Origin of the sequence: Nocardia sp. NPDC051463 (assembly GCF_040681975.1) — a bacterium.
Taxonomy (GTDB): domain Bacteria; phylum Actinomycetota; class Actinomycetes; order Mycobacteriales; family Mycobacteriaceae; genus Nocardia.
In genome coordinates this window covers 327,689-346,643 of the sequence record NZ_JBFBAB010000001.1, presented here as the reverse complement: position 1 = coordinate 346,643, position 18,955 = coordinate 327,689, and the positions used below count along the sequence as shown (strand labels likewise).

Sequence of the window (18,955 nt, the reverse complement as noted above, 5' to 3'; positions counted from 1 at the left end):
CGGATCGCAACCTCGCGGTAATTTCCAGGCCCGGGCGACGACGGCCGCGATATGGGCACATCCAAGGACACAATCCCAGAGTGGTTGTGCGAGTGAATTCTGACGCCGATTGTCGATGAATTCACGCGTCGCGTGCTGGCGGATCGGGACGATCGTGACGGTGAAATTTGACGTCACTGCCGGGCATCGGAGCCGCTCTCAATGCCGAAATCCGCCCCTCGCAGGGTGTTGGCCGCAGCGAGCGGATCGAGTGAGTCGCCACTGGCGCGCGCCGGCTTCGACGCTGAGCGCTGTCAGCATCGTTGCGCCGGGTGAGTTCTGCGCGGTCTGCATGGAGCACGACATGACAAACCCGGATGCCGGAAGGCTCGAGGCCGTCGCGAATCTCCTGCCAGTACTGGTGATTCAGCACTGGTCGAGCCACAACTCGGACGTCGGTGACGGCGTGTCGAGCCGATAGCCGCACCGATGGCATCGGCCATCGCGATCCGGGACCTTCGTCCCTCGTCACGGCGCCGGTCCCCGACCAGACTCGAAATCGGACGGCTCTACCCGACCGAACAAGGGTTCGATGATGCCTGGCGACACTGTGATAATCGATCGCGCTGGTCTGGATCGCCTAGTTGATGTGCTGCGCGAGAACGGATACCGAGTCATCGGTCCACAGGTTCGCGACAGCGCGATCGTGCTGGACGAACTGGACTCCGGAACTCAGCTGCCCGCGGGGTGGGGTGTGGAGACCGCGCCCGGTCGCTATCGGCTCCATCGCCGCGACGACGACACGGTATTCGCGCATTCGGCCGGGCCCGGATCCTGGAAGCAGTTCCTGCACGCGCCGCGCCGCAAGGTGCTGGAGACCGGGCCGGATCTGGAGCCGAAACCGATCGAGGATGTGCCGGTCCGCTCGGCGTTTCTCGGCGTCCGCGGCTGCGACCTGGCTTCGATCGCGATCCTCGGGCGAGTGCTCGGTGGCGGGGCACATCCCGACGCCTCGTTCACCGCCCGCCGCAAAGACCTGTTTATCGTCGCGGTGAACTGCACCGAGCCGGGCGGAGTGTGTTTCTGCGTATCCATGGGCACCGGGCCGGGAGTGACCGCCGCCTACGATCTCGCTCTGACCGAGTGTGTCGACGCCGGGGGCCATCGGTTCCTGGTCGAGGTGGGCAGCGAAGACGGCGCACATGTCCTCGCCGAGCTCACCGCGCGTCCGGCCGATGCGGAGGAGATCGTCCAGGCACGCGCGGCGGTGTCGGCGGCGGCCGACCGGATGGGCCGCGCGATGCCCGACGTCGATATCCGTGCACTGGTTCGCGATTCCCGGGAATCGCCGCACTGGCAAGACGTCGCGAGCCGCTGCCTGACCTGCGGCAACTGCACCATGGTGTGCCCCACTTGTTTCTGCACCACCACCGAGGACGTTACCGACCTCACCGGCGATCATGCGCAACGGTGGGAGCGGTGGTCATCGTGCTTCGAATTGGACTTCTCCTTTACACATGGCGGCAGCGTGCGGCAATCCGGCGAAAGTCGATACCGGCAGTGGCTCAGCCACAAACTCGGCACCTGGTACGACCAGTTCGACAGTTCGGGATGCGTCGGCTGCGGACGGTGTATCGCGTGGTGCCCGGCGGAGATCGATCTGACCGCGGAGGTTGCCCGGCTGGCCGAATTGGCCAAGGAAGCCGACGATGCCGACCGTTGACGATTTGTCCGCGTTCGCGCGCCTGGCCGCCCTGAGTAAGGACGAGCGGAACACGCTGGCCAGGGCCGGGCGCGACGTGTCGTTCCCCGCTCGGCACCGGGTGATCCAGGAAGGACGACCGGCGGACCGGTGCTGGTTGATCCGTCACGGCCGGATACTCTTGGACGCGCATGTGCCGGGGCAAGGCGACGTCGTCCTCCAGACTCTGGACAGCGGTGACGTGCTCGGCTGGTCGTGGCTGGTGCCGCCCTATCGGTGGCATTTCGGGGCGGTGACCGCCGAACCAGTGGACGCTATCGAATTCGATTCGGCGGTGCTGATCCGGTTCGGCGACGCGGATCCGCGATTCGGTCGTGCGCTGACGCTGGTGCTGTTCGAGGCGCTGCTGGAACGCCTGCAGGCGACCCGGGCCAGGCTGCTGGACCTGTACCGAAATCCGGCCGAAAAGTGCACCACCGATAGCTCTCGCACAGTAACCGAGCGAGGTGGTCGATGAGCGTCGCGATGCAGGCCAACCCGACATCGGACGGCGACACGATGCTGCCCTACCGAGTTGTCGGCCGGACACCCCAGACCCACGACACCGTGACCTTGATACTGGAACCGGTACGACGGGTGGCACAGCAATTTCGGGCCGGGCAATTCATGATGCTCTACAGCTTCGGGGTGGGTGAGATCGCGATCTCGATCAGCGGAAACCCCGCGGCACACGACGACATCCTGGAGCACACGATCCGGGCGGTCGGCGCGGTGAGCGGCGCGCTGCACGACACCGAGATCGGCGGGTTGGTCGGTGTTCGTGGACCATTCGGCACAGGATGGGATCTGGAGTCGGCGGTGGCTGGAGACCTCGTCATCGTCGGTGGCGGGGTCGGTCTGGCACCATTACGGTCGGTGGTGCTCGGCGCGCTCGCCGCCCGCGACGACTACCGCCGGATTGTCGTCGTCACCGGGGCGCGGACCCCGGCGGACATCCTTTTCCGCCACGACCAAAAGCGGTGGAGAACGACTGGTTCGATCGAACTACATCAGACCGTCGACCACTCGGCACCGGGCTGGTCGGGCCGGATCGGCTTTGTCACCGAGCCACTGGCACATCTGAATCTCGACCCCGGCCGCACTACGGCATTCCTGTGCGGGCCGGAGCCGATGATGCGTTTCTGCGCTCAGACCTTGCTGCGCAAAGGAATCCCGGGCACCGGCATCCGAGTATCGCTGGAGCGCAATATGCAGTGCGGCGTGGCGCGATGCGGCCATTGCCAGCTCGGCCCGCTGCTGCTGTGCCGAGACGGCCCGATCACCGATTACGCGGTGGCCGAACCACTACTGGCGGTGAGGGAACTATGACGAAGACACCGACACTCGCGGTCTGGAAGTTCACCTCCTGTGACGGCTGCCAGCTCACCTTGCTCGACTGCGAGGACGAGTTGCTCACCCTCGCGGGCCGGGTCCGCATCACACACTTCACGGAAGCCTCCAGCGTCGCCGAGCCCGGACCGTACGACGTATCACTGGTGGAAGGTTCGATCACCACCGAGGAAGAGCTGCACCGGATAGCCGAGATCCGTGAGCAATCCAGGATTCTGGTCACGATCGGAGCATGCGCCACCCACGGCGGTATTCAGGCGCTGCGCAATTTCGCCGACGTCAGAGAATTCACCTCGGTGGTCTACGCCAGCCCGGAGCACATCGCCACGCTGTCCACCTCCACCGCGATTTCGACGCACGTGCCGGTAGATTTCGAGCTGCGCGGCTGCCCGATCGACCGCCGCCAACTGATCGACACCCTGTGCGCGTTCTTGGCCGGCCGCAGGCCCGATATCCCCAATACCAGTGTCTGCACCGAGTGCAAACGGCGCGGAACCACCTGCGTCACCGTCGCTGAGGGAATTCCCTGTCTGGGCCCGGTTACCCAGGCCGGATGCGGTGCGTTGTGTCCGGCCTACCATCGCGGCTGCTACGGGTGCTTCGGCCCGATGGCAAAGCCGAATATCCATGCGCTGCTTCCCATCCTGCGCGTCAACGGTATGTCCGCCGACGACGTCGACCGGGTGTTCACGACCTACGCCGCGGCCGCGCCCGAGTTCGCGCAGAGGAGCCGCGATGAGTCAACGTAGGCAATTGAAGGTCGGCTCGCTGGCCAGGGTGGAAGGCGAAGGCGCTCTCCACATCGTGATCTCGGAGGGCCGAGTCGAGCGCGCGGAGCTGAACATCTACGAGCCACCACGGTTTTTCGAGGCATTCCTGCGCGGGCGCGCCTACACCGAACCACCCGATATCACCTCCCGCATTTGCGGCATCTGCCCGGTGGCATACCAGACCAGCGCCTGCAATGCACTCGAGCAGCTTTGCGGAGTCGAGCTCGACGAGCCCTTGGCAGACCTGCGACGGTTGTTGTACTGCGGCGAATGGATCTCCAGCCATGCCCTGCACATGTATCTGCTGCACATCCCCGACTTTCTCGGCTACCCGGACGCGATCACACTCGCTGCTGACCACCGCGAACTCGTCGAACAGGGGCTGGCGGTGAAGAAAGCCGGCAACAGTCTGCTCGAGCTCCTCGGCGGCCGGGCGATCCATCCCATCAACGTGAAGGTCGGAGGTTTCTATTCGGTTCCCGAATCAGCCGACTTCGCGCTGGTGGCCGAGCGCCTGCGTCATGCCCACGATTTGGCCGTGAACACCGCCCGCAAGGTGGCAGGCTTCGACTTCCCCGACCTGGAGCTCGAATATGAACTCCTCGCCGCGACCGAACCGGACAGATACGCCATCGACGGGGGCGAGGTCCGCACCAGCACCGGGATGCGGTTCTTGGCGGCCGAGTTTCCTGGCCACGTGGTCGAGCGACAGGTGCCCCACTCGACCGCCTTACACGCGACGCTCGATGGCAGACCGTACCTGACCGGGCCACTGGCGCGATACACCCTGAACTATCAGCAACTCTCGCCGACCGCACGGCAGATCGCGGCGGAGATCGGGCTCGGCCACGAATGCCGTAATCCGTTTCGCAGCATCTTGGTGCGCGCGGTCGAAGTCGTGTACGCCATCGAGGAGGCGCTCAGACTCATCGCCGACTACCGACGGCCGCCCCGCGCAGCGGTTCCCGTCGAGCCCCGCGCCGGAACCGGCCACGGCGTCAGCGAGGCGCCGCGCGGACTGCTCTACCACCGTTACGAAGTCGAAGAGGGGATCGTGCGCTCGGCCACGATCATCCCACCGACATCTCAGAACCAAGCCGCCATCGAGGACGACCTGCGCCAGGTCGTCGCGAACAATCTCGACCTCGACGATGCCGCGCTCACCACGCTGTGCGAACGCACCATCCGCAACTACGATCCCTGCATCTCCTGTTCGGCGCACTTCCTGAACATCGATGTGGTACGTCGATGACCGTGCCGTGGGCGGTTGTCATCGGCGTCGGCAACGCGTACCGTCGCGACGACGGAATCGGTCCCGCCGTCGCCTCTTGCGTCGAAAAGCTGTTCATACCAGGTGTTTTCGTAGCTGTGTCCGATGGTGAACCCGCAGGTCTTCTGGACTTGTGGGCCGGCGCCGACCTCGCTGTGATCATCGATGCCATCCTGTGCGAGCCCGCCACTCCAGGCCGGATCCGGCGCACCGACCTCGACGCGCTCGGTCGCACCACCACCACTACCGCCAGCACTCACTCCCTCGGGATCTCGGACGCGTTGCCGCTGGGCTGCGCTCTCGGCAAGTTCCCGGACAAGCTGGTCGTCCTCGCTGTCGAGGCGGCTCGCCTCGATTACGGCGTCGGCTTGTCCGAATCGGTCGCGGCGGCCGTACCGCGGGCGGTCGAGGCGGTGCTGACGGAGTTGGAGCGTGGAGCCGAGCCGACGACCGAACCCTGAATGTCGAGCGATGGCGGTGGTGACCGAGACGGTCGCTGAGGGGAGTGGTCACGACTGGGTGGACGGCAATGTTTCGGTAGTCAGGTCGGCCCCGTCCGGCGGTGCCGGTTCATCACCGAGGCGGAGCACGGTTTCGAAGCCTGTCGCGAGACTTTCGGTCAGAGTCGTGAGGTCCGGGATCGCGGCGGTGTCCGTGTTGATTCCGATGTAGCACGTTCCGGCATGCGAGGTCAGCGTTACATTGACGGCCGTGCCGATAGTGGGGCCGAAGGAGTACATCCGGTCGATCCGCGCTCCGGCCAGATAGAGGGGGACCGGAGAACCCGGGACGTTGGAGGCGACGAAGTCGACATGTTTGAGCATCTCGGTGAGCAATCCGACCGGCAACTGATTGAGTGTGGCCGCGACGACATTGGACAGCGGTATCGACGGTTCGTGGCGCCAACGGTCGACGATGGCCCTCAGCGCACGCATCAAGTCCGCGACGTCGTCGATATCGACCGGTAACGCGAAGCGAGCGAGGGTGATTCGGTTGCCGCCGAGCGGATCATCGGCGACGCGGAGACTGATCGGCATGGTCACCCGCAGCCGCTCGACTGCCGCGGCGTGCCGAGCGTGGTAGATGCGCAGCCCGATGACCACCGCGGCCAGGAACGCATCGTTGATCGTGCATCCCGTGGCGTGCGCGCAGCGACGGAGTTGTTCGACGGGAACATCGAGCACCGCCAGTCGCCGACCGAGACTTCGCGCGGTCATCACCGGCGACAACGTTGCGGTGACCGGCCGAGCCAAACGGACGAAGGAGGTGGCGAGTCCGAAGCCGTCACGTACTGCCCGCCTCGGGTGCGTAACGGTGTGCCACGCGGTCGGTAGTGCCGCAGTGAGACCGCCATGGAGCAGCTTCGAGCCCACGGCCCAGTTCCACGCCATGATGTCGCGTATCCCGCCGCTGCGATCCATCGGGGGCTCGGGCGGTTGGCGACGGTCTGTGCCCGCACGATCGAAGTCGAGCACTCCGGTGGCGATCCGAATACCACCGACTCCATCGGTAAGACTGTGGTGCACCGTCAAGACCAGCGCGCAACCGGCGCCATCCAATCCGCTCAGCAACGTCGATCGCCACAGCGGCCTGGCCGGATCGAACGCGGTCATGGCCTCGGTGCGGGCGAACTCGAGCACGGTGGACAGCGTCCCCGGCGCAGGTAGCGCGCCACGCCGCAGATGCCAGGACAGATCGAACTCCGAATCGGGTTCCCACCGGGGTGGTGCGAGACCGAACGGCACGGTCACCAGCCGGTCCCGCAACCTCGGCACGATGCGGGTGCCGCGATCGATCGTGCGCACCAGGCGATCCCAGTCCGGATCGCTATCGAGGGTCAGGATCGAGACTATCGTCGACCGCAGCACCGGATCCCGCTCCATGTTCCACGAGAACTGGTCCGACTGCGACATATGGGACTGACTGGGGTCCATCGTGTGTTGCCTTCGAATACTCCGTACTACCTCGAACCGCTTCGCTGTCGATCAGGTATCTCGCCGCCGTCCTGGGCGGTGTCCATATCTGTCAGTGTGCACGTTCCCCTCCAGCGGCAACCGATCACGAAGACCCCAATGGGGAGGCCATTTGTCCTCTGCTCGCCGCCGACCGCCGCAGCCATGGCCTGCGCCCGCCGAGGCGGCCTGCGGGCGAGCTTCCGGTGGCTGATGAAGTTGTCACGCGCCTGTACGGCGATCAGTCCGCCGAAGGTGCACACCTACGGCTGATGGGGCGGGGCTTCCCGGACGATCAGGTCACGCCAAACCTGCCGCGCCGCGTTGACCGAGTCGTCGATCGGCCGGGTGGTATCGAGCACGACCGCCTCGGGCCACGGCGACGCGGTGGCGGTCAATGCGTCCGCGATTGCCGGCGTCGCCTCCGAGTCACCTCGGCGCCTTGCGTCGATCCGCTCGGTCGCGAGAGGCCCGGGGCAGACACATCGCAGCGATATGAGATCGCTGCTGGTTCGGTCGGCCAGGGTGGCGGCCTGGGCCCGTTGTTCCGCATCGATCCAGCTCGCGTCGAGTATTACCGACATCCCGCGCTCGAGACGATCTCGTGCCCGGGTCAGCAGCCGCGAATACACGAGTGCCTTCGCGGCGGGCTGGTAGGCGCCTGCGCCGAACGTGCCGGAGGTTCCAGTGATCGCTCCAGCGGCACGCAGAGCAGAGCGCACCCTATCGCTGGAAATGAGGTCGGCGCCCGTCGAAGCCGCCAAACCGGCAGCGACCGTGGACTTTCCGGTGCCGGGAAGACCGCCGACGAGCGCGAGACGAACGGCGCCATCCTCGAGGTGGTCGACCGCTAGCTCGATATGCCTCCTCGCATGCCCGGCCGCATTCGGATCGCCCTGCCCTGCTCGGATGTGATCGGTCTTGGCCCGGACCATCGCCCGATAGGCGATGTAATGGTGTCGCAGCGAGGCCGGTGGGGCATCGCCCGCCGCGCGCAGGTAGTCGGTCAGGAATCTGTGGCCTTCTTCTGGGTGACCGAGGAACTCCAGGTCCATCGCCAGGAAGGCGGCATCGTCGAGGCCGTCGACGTACCGCAACTCGTCATCGAAGTCGAGGCAGTCCAGGATCCGGAAGCCGTCGGGCAGAACGAAAATATCTTCGGCCAGCAGATCCCCGTGGCCGTCGATGATGCGACCTTCCGCGATCCGCTCCTCAAGCAGCTGGGCGCGGCCGTCGATGTAACGCATGGCCAGATCTTCGGTGCAGGCCAAAGCCTGTGGATCGACCGGTTCTTGCGGATGATCGCGGAGGGGGTGCAGCAACGTGTGCCAGCGGCGCCGCAGCTGTCCCGGGGTTCCGGCACGTCCGATATCGGCGTCGCGCCGCGCCCCGTTGTGAAAGACGGCCAGAATCTTTGCCAGCGCAGTCACATCGACCGCTCCTCGCGTCCGGTCCTCGAGCAGGACGGATAGCCGCAGAGCGTCCGGCATCCGGCGCATCACGACCAGCGGTTCATCGGCACCACCCTCGGGATCCGTCAGATGTGCGAGACCGAGGTAGACGTCTGGCGCGAGACGCCGGTTGAGCTCGAGCTCCCGGACGCACGCCAGCTCGCGCTTCTCCGGCGTGCCGAAGTCGAGGAAGTCCGTCACAACCGGTTTCTTCGCCTTGTAGGCGCGGTCCCCGCACAGCACAACCAGGCCTGTGTGCGTCTCGCGCAGTTGCGCGAGCGGTTGGTCGGCGCGGCTCATACGGTCACCACTCAGCAGGGCCGAGTCATCGAGCATGCGGGCACCCCTCTCGCAGATCTGGCCCGTTACCGGGTCCGCCGGCCGACCGTCCCGGCACCGCCAGCTTCGCAGGTTTCGTCTCGAGAAGATGGAGGACAAGCGCCCTACCATCGAGCTACCAAGGTCACCAGCCGGCTCACGCTATCGGGTCGACAGAGCCCCGGTCGGTGGCGTTGCGGGCGCGGTCCGTGACCGTCGAAGGCAATCATGAGCTGAACCGGGCCGAGCAGCGGGCCACAGGTCAGTCGGCGTCCATGCAGAGCGGCAGCTTCTCGGAGCTCATCCTGCGCGGCGGTGCCATCGACTGTTCGGGAGGACGCTGGGGCCGTTTGTCAGGTCACTATGCGACCAATGTCCCGTCCGAGGACCGACCAGTGGATCTGTCGTGCCTTCTGAGCGGTGTGCAGGCTGGATACCGAACTGCTCCTGTCGAGATTGCGGGTCCCTCACGCCACGGCTGGGTTCGCGGAGCTATTTTCGGCCGTTGTAATCGCGCTCGCAGCACACTGGTTACGGCGGAGGTGTCACTGCGTGATCGGAGGTGGCTTATGAAACTGCCGTCCGACGTCGCTGATCCACCAATTCGATCAGGACGTGATATCGACTCGGCAGGCGACAGGCCGCGGGGCGGCGGCGGAATGGCTCGTGAGGTCGCCCTCGCATCCAGCACCGGCGCGCTGGTCGCGATAGGGCTCGCGGCGCGCCCGTTCAGTGAGATGGGCGCCGATGTGTTGTGGCTGGCCGCGACCGTGGCGACGTTCTTTCCTGCGGCAGTCTCGGTGCTGACGGACCTGCGGCAGCGACGTTATGGCGCTGATCTGCTCGCGCTGGTGGCGCTGACAGGCGCCGCCGCTGTCGGAGAGTACTTCGCGGGAGCGCTGATCGCGCTGATGGTGGCCACCGGTCGGGTGTTGGAGGCGTATGCGGGCCGCCGCGCCGGGCGCGACTTGTCCGCGTTGCTACAACGGGCGCCGGCGCAGGCACATCGTCGCCGCCGCGACGGCATCGAGACCGTCGCGGCCACGACGATCGCACCGGGGGATGTCGTGGTCGTGCTGCCCGGTGAGACGGTGCCCGTGGACGGAGTACTCGCCACTGCGGGGGTGTTCGACGAATCAGCGCTGACCGGAGAGTCGGTCCCGGTGGTGCGCCGCGCGAGCACGGAGGTCCGCAGTGGTGTGGTGAATGCCGGTGCGGCCGCGGATATCCGGGCCTCGGCGACGGTGGAGACCAGTACTTATGCGGGAATTGTGACGCTCGCGCGGCAGGCAGCGGCCGCGGCGGCGCCGCTGGCGCGCCTGGCGGATCGGGTCGCAGTGTGGTTCCTGCCCTTGGCGCTGACAGTCGCCGCAGCCGCCTGGTTGGGCACCGGGGACCCGGTGCGCGCGGTCGCGGTAGTTGTCACCGCGACACCCTGTCCACTGCTGCTGGCGGTGCCGGTCGCGATCACGGCAGGAATGTCGCGCGCGGCGCGAGCAGGTGTCGTGGTCAAGGACGGAGCCGCGCTCGAGACCCTGGGGCGCGCACGGTGCCTGGCGATGGACAAGACCGGCACAGTCACCGTGGGGCGGCCCGAGGTGATCGACATTCTCACCGCGCCCGATGCCGAAGTCGACCAGGTGTTATGCCAGGCCGCGGCGGTGGAGATGTTCTCACCGCATGTGCTCGCGCGCGCCGTCACCGCCGCGGCCGCGGCACGCGGACTGAAACCGCCGACGGCGCAGAATGTCACGGAGCGGCCCGGCGCGGGAGCGACAGGGATCGTGGACGGTCGTGCAGTGCGGGTCGGGCGGCTGCCTGCGAACACCGATCCCGAGCCTTGGGCGCAGGCAGCGTTGCGGCGGGCGCGACTCGATCTGGCTGCCCTGGTCTGGGTGTGTGTCGACGATGTGCCAGTGGTGGCGCTGCTGGTGCGCGACCGTATCCGCGCGGACGCCGCGCGGACGATGCGTCGGCTGCGATCCGCGGGGCTGAAGCGGTTGCTCATGCTCACCGGCGACCGAGTCGAGAATGCTGCCGAGGTGGCGCATTTGCTGGGACTCACCGAGGTAATCGCAGACGCCGACCCCGCCGATAAGATCGCGGCCATCCGAGCGGAACGCCGCGACGGTGTGACCGTGATGGTCGGCGACGGCGTGAACGACGCCCCAGCGCTCGCGGCAGCCGACGTCGGCGTCGCCCTCGGATCGCGCGGGTCGACGGCCGCAGTGCAGGCAGCCGATGCTGTGATCGTGGACGACCGCATCGATCGGCTCGCAGATGCGGTCGAGGTAGCGCAGCGGTCGCATCGGTTGGCCGTGCAGAGCGCGACCGCGGGCATGGCGCTGTCGCTGGCGGCGATGATCGCCGCCGCCTTCGGGTTGCTTGCACCGGCCGCCGGCGCACTGCTACAGGAGGGCATCGACGTCGCCGTGATTCTGAACGCGTTGCGGGCCTTGCGAATTCATCGTGGACGCCCCACAGCTGCGATCGACCCGCTGGTGGCTCGCTTCACGCGCGAGCACGGCGGGCTGCATGCCGCGCGTGCCTCCGTCCGGCAGGCCGCCGACGCTCTGTCACAAGGGCCTGGCGTGGGTACCGACGCTGCGGTACGGCGCGCATTCGATCTCCTCGTCGAGCACATCCTGCCGCACGAGCATGCCGAGGAGTCCGAACTGTATCCGGCGCTGGCGGCGTATCTGCGGGACCCGGAGGCAATGGTGACGATGAGTCGCGAGCATACCGAGATCGAACGGCTCGTTCAGCGGATCCGTCGCCACCTCGACGACTCCCCGGAGGGAATCCACGCCGACCAGATCGACGATCTGCGAGCCACCCTCTACGGGCTGGACGCAATCCTCAGTCTGCATTTCGCACAGGAGGACGAAGCGCTGTTCACGTTGGCGCACAACCCGGTCGAGCCCACTGCGACGAACTCGCGATGAGAGTGGACGGCCAGCAGGTGGCCGGGCGTGGTGTATCCCCACTGCCGTGCCGTATGCCATCGCGCTCAGCGACCAATGGCCCTACCGTCCTTTCACGCTCGTCGCGACGATGGAATTCGACCAGAAGGAGGTGGACTTCTTATGCATGCGGAAGCAGGGAACTGGCTGATAGTCGAGGGGCGCAACGTTGGCGGTGCAGTCCGGCACGGTCTCATCGAGCAGGTGCACGGCAAGGACGGGGCGCCACCTTTCCTGGTGCATTGGACCGACACCGGGCACCGGGCACTCACATTCCCCGGCCCGGACGCACATGTGGTCACCAGCGATGAGCTGCGTGCGCAAGAAGAGGTCGCGTCGGCACACCTCTCCTCGAAGCACTACCCGGGCCGGCGCGCCCCCGAGCCCGCCGGAATGTGAGGAACCGCCCGACTGGAAATCCCTCGTGTCGTTGGAACACATCGAGCGGGATCTCGTCCCGTCCCAGCGGGTGCGTACTCCGGCCGGCCTGGGCACGGCCGGGTCGGCGATGGTGGTGCGTTCGACCTTGCCGCGCACCGCCCCTCACAGTCCGAGCTCGCGCATGAGCCGCCCCCCGGCCGGGCGACGCGGATTCAATCATGGCCGAGTCGCAACCAGACCTTTCTGGTGCCGTAGACGCTGTCGCTCTCGCGGCGGCCGGCGAGTGCTGCCGCGACGTGCTTCATGACTCCCTATTCCTCGGAATCCACCACACGGGCACGCAGGATTGCCGAGCCCCACCACAAGAGCCGGACCGCGAGACCGACGTAGATCAAGACAGCGAGGTACACCGAGATCGCGCCGTAGTCGCGTGCCCAATCGGGCAGGAACACAACGAGCGTGACGAGCATCCCGATCAGCATGATCGACGCGAGCACCACCGCGGGAACCGCTAGCGGTGCGATATCTGGGTCTGGTGCACCGTCGGGTGAGGGTAGGGGGGAGGGACTTGCCGACATAACACATAGCATGTTCGAGCGGTTGGTCTGGCACGAGGGCACTGCTACCCGTAAGTGGGGGGCGAATGTCCCCGATGTCGATGGGCCTCAGTCCACCTGGTCGGCGGAAGCGGGCATATCGAGGATTTCGGCGAGCGGGCGGCGCGGCGTCTCCGGAGCGTTCTGCGTGGCTTCGGGTGCTGTGCCGACACGGATCAGCGCTTGCGGCAAGCCGGAGCGATCGATCAGCGTGCGGACAAGAGCACGGCTTTGCGGGACTTCGATGACGTGAGTCAGCGGGCACGTGGCGAATCCGGCGAGGGTGCATTCCAGCAACACCGTGGACAGCACCTCACCGCAGCGCACCAGTTCGCCGGGGGTGTCACCGTCGGTGGACAGCACGAGTATCACCGAATGGTCGGCGGTCGCCTCACTTCGACGCGGATCACCGGTGGTTGGGGGGAACTGGCGGCTTACGTCGACTCGCTGACGTTCCTCCGCGGAGACGAGTGCCTCGCGGGGGATGCCGGCGTTGCCGACGACGTGGCCGGTCCACCACTGGAGTTCGGCGTGATAGTCGGCGTCATAGCGGCGCAGGGAGGCAGTCATCTGCGACGCACGGGCCAAAGTGGGCCGGCTGTCATCGCGGAGCACATCGAGGTGGGCGTCGGCCGGATCGAACGTGCTACGCAATACGGTCTCGAAATCGGACCAGTCGGCGGGACCCGCGAATGGCAGCCGGTCGGTGTGCCGGCGCAGGATGGCATCGGCACGGGCGCGGTCGGCATCGGTCACAAGGCGGGCCGGATGGAACGTGACGGTGGCCAAATGATCGCGACGGTTCGGGTTGGGGAAGCCTGCGACGAGAATACGCCAACCCGCCGCAGCCATAGCTGCGCGAAGATGTCCCAGCGCGATACCGCAACTGATCAGCATCTGGCGCCCGGAAGTGTCGGTCGCTGGGAGTCTGCGTTCTGGCACGGCAAACAGCAGCAGCGCGTGACCGTCGAATGTCCAGTGCCAGGGCTGGCTGTTGTGCAGCGACGGCGCCCGGCCGGCGAGCAGGACGGCCTTCTCGATGGTTTCTCCGGTGGGTAGCTGGTTCATATCGCTGACCGTATGTCTGCCACGCCGACTGAGGAGGAGTCGATGGTCCCGGATCTTTTCCCTGGTGGCCCCTAAGTCTGGCGGCTGTCGCGGACCTTTGTCCCTGGACAGGACGGATCCACCTGTTCAGGCTGGAGGATGTGGGCAACGGTGAGCCGGGAGCGCCGCAGATTGATTCACGCCGCCACGACGCGGTGATCTTCGATATGGACGGGGTGGTCACCGACACCGCGTCGATGCACGCCGCGGCGTGGGCGGAACTGTTCGACGACTTTCTGACCGGGCGTCCGGCGAGCGCCGGGCAGGACCGGTCACCGTTCACCGAAACCGACTATCTGCGCTTCGTGGACGGCAAACCCCGTTATCGGGGCGTGGCGGACTTTCTCGCCGCACGAGGTATCACCCTGGTTTGGGGCACCGCCGCTGATCCGGAGACGGCCGAAACGGTGTGCGGGCTCGGTAACCGAAAGGATCGCCTATTCCTAGATCGCCTTGCGCGCGAGGGTGTCCGGGCGTTCGCCTCTACCGCCGACCTCGTTCGCAAACTGAACGCCGCGGGAATCGGCACCGGCGTGTTCTCTGCCAGTCGGCACTGCCCGCAGGTGCTCACTGCCGCCGGCGTCGCCGATTTGTTCGCGGTGCGGGTGGATGGGAACGATGCCGAGGAGTTGCGCCTACCAGGAAAACCCGATCCGGCGATGTTGGTCGAGACCGCGCGCCGACTGGCGGCCGAACCCGATCGGACGGTGGTCGTAGAGGATGCCGAGGCGGGCGTAGCGGCCGGTCGAAGCGGGGGCTTCGCGCTGGTCATCGGGGTCGACCGGAAGGCGAACGCGGATCGACTACTGGTACGAGGAGCCGACGCCGTCGTCGATGACCTCTGCCGGGTGCGGTTGCGCGGAGGCTTTCGGCGGATGTCGGAACTTTCGGATGTCATCGATTGCCGGCCGACTATCGCCGATCTGCTGAGCACCGAGAAACTGGCGGTGCTACTGGATTTCGACGGCACCTTGGCCGATATCGTCGCCGACCCCGCCGACGCCAAGCCGGTCGACGGCGCGGCCGCGGCACTGGCGGAACTTGCCGCGCAATGCCCCGTCGCGGTCATCAGTGGACGTGATCTGACCGACCTGCGCAACAGCGTCGGCGTCAGCGGAATCTGGTACGCGGGCAGTCACGGCTTCGAGCTGATGGCCCCCGACGGCACCCGTCACGTGCACGACGCCGCGCCCGGCGCCGAGAAGACACTCGCTGTGGCGGCCGGCGAACTGCGGCGTCGATTGCGGGATGTTCCAGGAGTTCTGGTCGAGCACAAGCGATTCGCGGTGGCCGTCCATCACCGCAATGTCGCAGCCGAGGATGTCAATGGGGTGGTCGCAGCGGTACACGAAGCCGGCCGGGTGGCCGGCTTGCGCGTGACCCATGGCCGTCGGGTCGTCGAGCTGCGGCCGGATGTGGACTGGGACAAGGGCACCGCACTGCGGTGGATCCTGGAGCACCTCACCTTCCCGGTGCTGCCGATCTATCTCGGGGACGACGTGACCGACGAAGACGCCTTCGATGCCGTCGAATCCGACGGGCTGGGCATCGTGGTGCGCCACGACGAGACCGGCGACAGGCACACCGCGGCTCGGTTCGCGGTGGCCGGACCGCGGCAGGTTCGCGACTTCCTGGAGTGGCTGGTGCAGTTGCTGCATGCCGGAACCCGTGCGGGAGTGCCGGAATCGTGGACGCTCACCTTCGACGGCTACGAGCCGGCGCGCGAAAAGCTCCGCGAATCGCTATGCACGGTGGGCAACGGCTATTTCGCCACCCGCGGCGCGGCACCGGAATGCGTGGCTGGAGTGGTCCACTATCCCGGCACTTATGTCGCAGGGGTGTTCAACCGGCTGCACGATGAGATCGCGGGGCACGTCATCGACAACGAAAGCCTGGTGAATCTGCCCAATTGGCTGCCTGTGACCTTCCGGATCGAGCACGGTGACTGGTTCGACCTCGATGCCGCAGAACTGCTCGAATACCAACAGCGATTGGATCTGCGCAGAGCCGAACTCGTACGACAGTTCCGCTTCCGCGACACCACGGGACGAATCACCGCGGTGACCCAACGCCGGTTCGTCGCCATGCACCGGCCGCACCTGGGCGCGCTGGCGACGATGATCACGGCCGAGAACTGGTCGGGGAAACTGACCGTCCGTTCGGCGATCGACGGCAGCGTGCATAATCGGCTGGTCGAGCGCTATCGCGAACTCTCGGACACCCACTTGGTGATGGAACGGGGGGTGCCGCTGTCGGACGATTCGGTGCTGGTCGCGGTGCGTACCGACCCGTCGGGCATACCGGTGGCAGTGGCGACGCGCAGCACCTTGCGACGGGGCGCACACCGGATCTACACGACCAGCGACTTGATCGATCGAGACGGGTTGATCGGGCACGACTTCACCGTCGACATTGCCGCCGGGGCTCCGTTGACCCTGGAGAAGATAGTCACAGTCTTCACCGGACACGACAACGCCGCCGCGGAACCCGGCGAGCAGGCTGCCCGCTGGCTCGAGACCACTGGCGGCTACTCCGACCTGTTCGAGGGCCATGCCGTCGCATGGAAGCATTTATGGGCACGGCTGCGAATCGACCTCGACGGAAGAGCGAACCCGGAACGCCTCGTGCGCCTGCATCTCATGCACTTGACGCAAACTCTGTCACCGCACACCACGGACCTGGATGTGGGCGTCCCTGCACGCGGCCTACACGGCGAGGCATACCGCGGACACGTGTTCTGGGACGAACTCTTCGTCTTCCCTGTACTGAATCCGCGCTTCCCGGACATCACCCGATCGCTGCTGCGCTACCGCTATCGACGCCTGCCCGAAGCTCGCCGCGCGGCCGCTGAGGCCGGCCTGAACGGAGCGATGTTCCCGTGGCAATCCGGAAGCGACGGCCGCGAAGAGAGTCAGCGCTGGCATCTGAATCCGCTGTCGGGGCGCTGGAATCCGGATTCCAGTCGCCGTGCGCACCACATCGGAATCGTGATCGCCTACAACGTCTGGCAGTACTACCAAGTGACCGGAGACCTGGAGTTCCTCGTCGGATGCGGCGCCGAACTGCTGGTGGAAATCGCCCGTTTCTGGTCGAGTCTGGCCGATTACGACGCGGAGCGCGGCCGCTACACCATCCGCGGTGTGATCGGTCCCGACGAGTTCCATACCGGCTATCCGCATGCGCCCGGCGCGGGTATCGACAACAACGCCTACACCAACGTCATGGCGGCCTGGGTGATCCTGCGGGCGATCGACGCTCTGGATCTTCTTGCCCCGCGTACTCGAGCCGAACTGCTGGAGACGCTCGCAGTGGAGCCGTCGCAGCCGCAGCACTGGCAGGACGTGGCCCACCACATGTACGTGCCTTTCCATGACGGAGTCATCAGCCAGTTCGACGGGTATGACCAACTGGCCGAACTGAATTGGGCCCACTACCGGCAGCGCTACGGCAATATCCAGCGGCTGGATCGGATTCTGGAGGCGGAGGGGGACGACGTCAACCGCTACCGGGCTGCCAAACAAGCCGACGTGCTGATGCTGTTCTACCTGCTGTCGGCCGACGAACTTCGCGAGTTGCTGGACCAGCTCGGCTATGAGCTGCCGGGTGAGATGATTCCTCGCACGATCGACTACTACCTCTCGCGTACCTCGCACGGCTCGACGCTCAGCGCGCTGGTGCACGCGTGGGTACTGGCCCGGGCCAATCGTGATCGCGCCGTGGAGTTCTTCGACCTTGTGCTCGAATCCGATGTCGCCGACATCCAAGGCGGCACCACCGCGGAGGGAATTCACCTCGGCGCCATGGCCGGCAGCGTCGACCTGCTGCAGCGTTGCTTCACCGGCCTGGAGATCCGCGGCGATCGCCTGATCTTCTGCCCGTCTTGGCCGGAATCGATGGGCGCCATGTCGTTCCCCATGATCTATCGCGGTCACCGGCTTACCGTGCGGGTCAGCGGCGAAGGTGTCGAGATCAGTTCGGATCCCGGTGCCTCGCCGCCGATCGAGATCAGCTGTCGTGACCAGATCGCACGTCTGACGCCGGGGGACACGGTTCGGCTGCCGACGAACACCGGCAGCCCGACCGAGTGACCGCGGGCGAGTGATCAGCTCACTGACCTGGCGATGATCACCGGCACTTTCGCCCCGTGCAGCACCGCCTGGCTGACCGAACCGAGGGTCATTCCGGCGAAACCGCCACGCCCGTGGCTGCCAACGACGATCAGTTGAGCGTTCTCGCCCTCCTCGAGCAGTCGCGCGGCGGAGCGGTCTTCGACCACGATCCGCCGTACCAGCACCTCCGGATACCTTTCGCCGTAGCCGGCCAGGTTCTCGGAAAGCAATTCCTCTGCCTCGTCCTGCATTTCGGCGCGCGAAATGTAGCGGAAGAACTCCGACCAGGTATGCACCGCGACCAGCTCTGCGCCACGGTGCGCGGCCTCCTCGAAGGCGATCTCGACAGCGCGGACGCTGCACTGCGAGCCGTCGACGCCGACCACCACCGGGCCATTCGGGCGGACGGCCGCTTCCGGGATCACCGCGACCGGGCATGCGGCGTGCCGAGCCAGCGCGGTACTCACCGATCCGAGAACCGTCCGGCTGAAGGCGCCGAGCCCGTGGGTGCCCACGACGAGCAGGCGGGCGGACTTGGACCGGTCCCGCAGAACTGGGATCGGCGGCGCCTCTGCCAGATCGGTGGTGATGTCGAGTTCGCCGAGGGGGGCGGTTGCCGCCTCAGCGTTCTTGCGCGCGGCGTCGAGCACCGCCCGTCCCTCCTGACGGTAGTCGTCGTAGTCGAATTGCGGGACGCCGATGCCTGGCCCGAAGTCCATCGGGGCACCGATCGCGTGGATGATGTGCAGCGGTGCGCGCCGGTGGGCTGCGTGGGCGGCGGCCCAGCGTACGGCGGCGAGCGTGGTCGAGGAGCTGTCGACACCGACGAGGACAGCGGAATTGTTGCTGGTGGACATGTGATTTCACTTTCTTCCAGTGCCTCGTGGGTGACCATGGCCGGGCAATGAGCTTGGTGGACACGGACTTTGCTGGCGGCGTCGAGAAGCAGGCCACGCAATTCGCCACGG

14 protein-coding genes are annotated in these 18,955 nt (G+C 66.4%); 9 read left to right on the top strand and 5 right to left on the bottom strand.

The window, feature by feature from the left end:
* The first annotated feature begins 571 nt into the window (after positions 1-571).
* Genes AB0M74_RS01530 through AB0M74_RS01505 form a run of 6 tightly spaced genes read left to right on the top strand, consistent with a single transcriptional unit; the run spans position 572 to position 5,571 of the window.
* On the top strand, positions 572-1,702 hold the full coding sequence (locus AB0M74_RS01530; protein WP_364900377.1) for a 4Fe-4S dicluster domain-containing protein: 1,131 nt from the start codon (positions 572-574) through the stop codon (positions 1,700-1,702).
* Entirely contained in the window at positions 1,689-2,198 is a 510-nt protein-coding gene (locus AB0M74_RS01525) for a cyclic nucleotide-binding domain-containing protein (RefSeq protein ID WP_364900375.1), read from the top strand. Before AB0M74_RS01530 ends, AB0M74_RS01525 begins: the two co-directional genes overlap by 14 nt.
* Positions 2,195-3,049 (top strand): FAD/NAD(P)-binding protein, encoded by an 855-nt coding sequence (locus tag AB0M74_RS01520; RefSeq protein ID WP_364900373.1) that lies wholly within the window; start codon positions 2,195-2,197, stop codon positions 3,047-3,049. The genes AB0M74_RS01525 and AB0M74_RS01520 overlap by 4 nt, the downstream gene beginning before the upstream one ends.
* The gene (locus tag AB0M74_RS01515) at positions 3,046-3,819 is read left to right on the top strand and encodes an oxidoreductase (protein ID WP_364900372.1); all 774 of its coding nucleotides are present in this window, start codon (positions 3,046-3,048) and stop codon (positions 3,817-3,819) included. The genes AB0M74_RS01520 and AB0M74_RS01515 overlap by 4 nt, the downstream gene beginning before the upstream one ends.
* Complete coding sequence (locus tag AB0M74_RS01510; protein ID WP_364900370.1) at positions 3,806-5,092, top strand: Ni/Fe hydrogenase subunit alpha; 1,287 nt, start codon at positions 3,806-3,808, stop codon at positions 5,090-5,092. The genes AB0M74_RS01515 and AB0M74_RS01510 overlap by 14 nt, the downstream gene beginning before the upstream one ends.
* The gene (locus AB0M74_RS01505) at positions 5,089-5,571 is read left to right on the top strand and encodes a hydrogenase maturation protease (protein WP_364900368.1); all 483 of its coding nucleotides are present in this window, start codon (positions 5,089-5,091) and stop codon (positions 5,569-5,571) included. Before AB0M74_RS01510 ends, AB0M74_RS01505 begins: the two co-directional genes overlap by 4 nt.
* A 48-nt stretch (positions 5,572-5,619) precedes the next feature.
* On the opposite strand, the gene AB0M74_RS01500 is transcribed toward AB0M74_RS01505, so the two are convergent.
* Positions 5,620-7,044, bottom strand: coding sequence for a wax ester/triacylglycerol synthase domain-containing protein (locus tag AB0M74_RS01500; protein ID WP_364900366.1), 1,425 nt, complete (start codon positions 7,042-7,044; stop codon positions 5,620-5,622).
* Between the two features lie 281 nt (positions 7,045-7,325).
* Positions 7,326-8,849 carry an AAA family ATPase gene (locus AB0M74_RS01495; RefSeq protein ID WP_364900364.1) on the bottom strand — a complete coding sequence of 508 codons (1,524 nt, stop codon included), beginning with the start codon at positions 8,847-8,849 and terminating at the stop codon, positions 7,326-7,328.
* Positions 8,850-9,490: 641 nt separating this feature from the next.
* Here AB0M74_RS01495 and AB0M74_RS01490 point away from each other — a divergent pair.
* Both AB0M74_RS01490 and AB0M74_RS01485 read left to right on the top strand, forming a co-directional pair.
* Positions 9,491-11,776, top strand: a complete 2,286-nt coding sequence (locus tag AB0M74_RS01490; RefSeq protein ID WP_364900363.1) for a heavy metal translocating P-type ATPase — start codon at positions 9,491-9,493, stop codon at positions 11,774-11,776.
* Between the two features lie 141 nt (positions 11,777-11,917).
* A complete protein-coding gene (locus tag AB0M74_RS01485) occupies positions 11,918-12,193 on the top strand; it encodes a DUF1918 domain-containing protein (RefSeq protein WP_364900361.1) in 276 nt (91 codons plus the stop codon).
* A gap of 293 nt (positions 12,194-12,486) precedes the next feature.
* Here AB0M74_RS01485 and AB0M74_RS01480 read toward each other — a convergent pair whose 3' ends face one another.
* On the bottom strand, positions 12,487-12,753 hold the full coding sequence (locus tag AB0M74_RS01480) for a hypothetical protein (RefSeq protein WP_364900360.1): 267 nt from the start codon (positions 12,751-12,753) through the stop codon (positions 12,487-12,489).
* A gap of 87 nt (positions 12,754-12,840) precedes the next feature.
* Positions 12,841-13,839 carry an NAD(P)H nitroreductase gene (locus AB0M74_RS01475; protein ID WP_364900358.1) on the bottom strand — a complete coding sequence of 333 codons (999 nt, stop codon included), beginning with the start codon at positions 13,837-13,839 and terminating at the stop codon, positions 12,841-12,843.
* Positions 13,840-13,979: 140 nt separating this feature from the next.
* On the opposite strand from AB0M74_RS01475, the gene otsB reads away from it, so the two are divergent.
* Positions 13,980-17,966 (top strand): trehalose-phosphatase, encoded by a 3,987-nt coding sequence (gene otsB / locus AB0M74_RS01470; protein WP_364900357.1) that lies wholly within the window; start codon positions 13,980-13,982, stop codon positions 17,964-17,966.
* A gap of 14 nt (positions 17,967-17,980) precedes the next feature.
* Here the strand turns inward: otsB and AB0M74_RS01465 are convergent, their stop codons facing one another.
* Positions 17,981-18,844, bottom strand: coding sequence for a universal stress protein (locus AB0M74_RS01465; protein ID WP_364900355.1), 864 nt, complete (start codon positions 18,842-18,844; stop codon positions 17,981-17,983).
* Between the last annotated feature and the right edge of the window lie 111 nt (positions 18,845-18,955).

Bases quoted from the DNA above. Each gene is read 5' to 3' on its own strand.
- AB0M74_RS01490 (WP_364900363.1), top strand. From the start codon at position 9,491: ATGGCTCGTGAGGTCGCCCTCGCATCCAGCACCGGCGCGCTGGTCGCG.
- AB0M74_RS01480 (WP_364900360.1), bottom strand. From the start codon at position 12,753: ATGTCGGCAAGTCCCTCCCCCCTACCCTCACCCGACGGTGCACCAGAC.
- AB0M74_RS01485 (WP_364900361.1), top strand. From the start codon at position 11,918: ATGCATGCGGAAGCAGGGAACTGGCTGATAGTCGAGGGGCGCAACGTT.
- AB0M74_RS01515 (WP_364900372.1), top strand. From the start codon at position 3,046: ATGACGAAGACACCGACACTCGCGGTCTGGAAGTTCACCTCCTGTGAC.
- AB0M74_RS01520 (WP_364900373.1), top strand. From the start codon at position 2,195: ATGAGCGTCGCGATGCAGGCCAACCCGACATCGGACGGCGACACGATG.
- AB0M74_RS01475 (WP_364900358.1), bottom strand. From the start codon at position 13,839: ATGAACCAGCTACCCACCGGAGAAACCATCGAGAAGGCCGTCCTGCTC.
- AB0M74_RS01465 (WP_364900355.1), bottom strand. From the start codon at position 18,844: ATGTCCACCAGCAACAATTCCGCTGTCCTCGTCGGTGTCGACAGCTCC.
- AB0M74_RS01500 (WP_364900366.1), bottom strand. From the start codon at position 7,044: ATGGACCCCAGTCAGTCCCATATGTCGCAGTCGGACCAGTTCTCGTGG.
- AB0M74_RS01530 (WP_364900377.1), top strand. From the start codon at position 572: ATGATGCCTGGCGACACTGTGATAATCGATCGCGCTGGTCTGGATCGC.
- AB0M74_RS01505 (WP_364900368.1), top strand. From the start codon at position 5,089: ATGACCGTGCCGTGGGCGGTTGTCATCGGCGTCGGCAACGCGTACCGT.
- AB0M74_RS01510 (WP_364900370.1), top strand. From the start codon at position 3,806: ATGAGTCAACGTAGGCAATTGAAGGTCGGCTCGCTGGCCAGGGTGGAA.
- AB0M74_RS01495 (WP_364900364.1), bottom strand. From the start codon at position 8,849: ATGCTCGATGACTCGGCCCTGCTGAGTGGTGACCGTATGAGCCGCGCC.
- AB0M74_RS01525 (WP_364900375.1), top strand. From the start codon at position 1,689: ATGCCGACCGTTGACGATTTGTCCGCGTTCGCGCGCCTGGCCGCCCTG.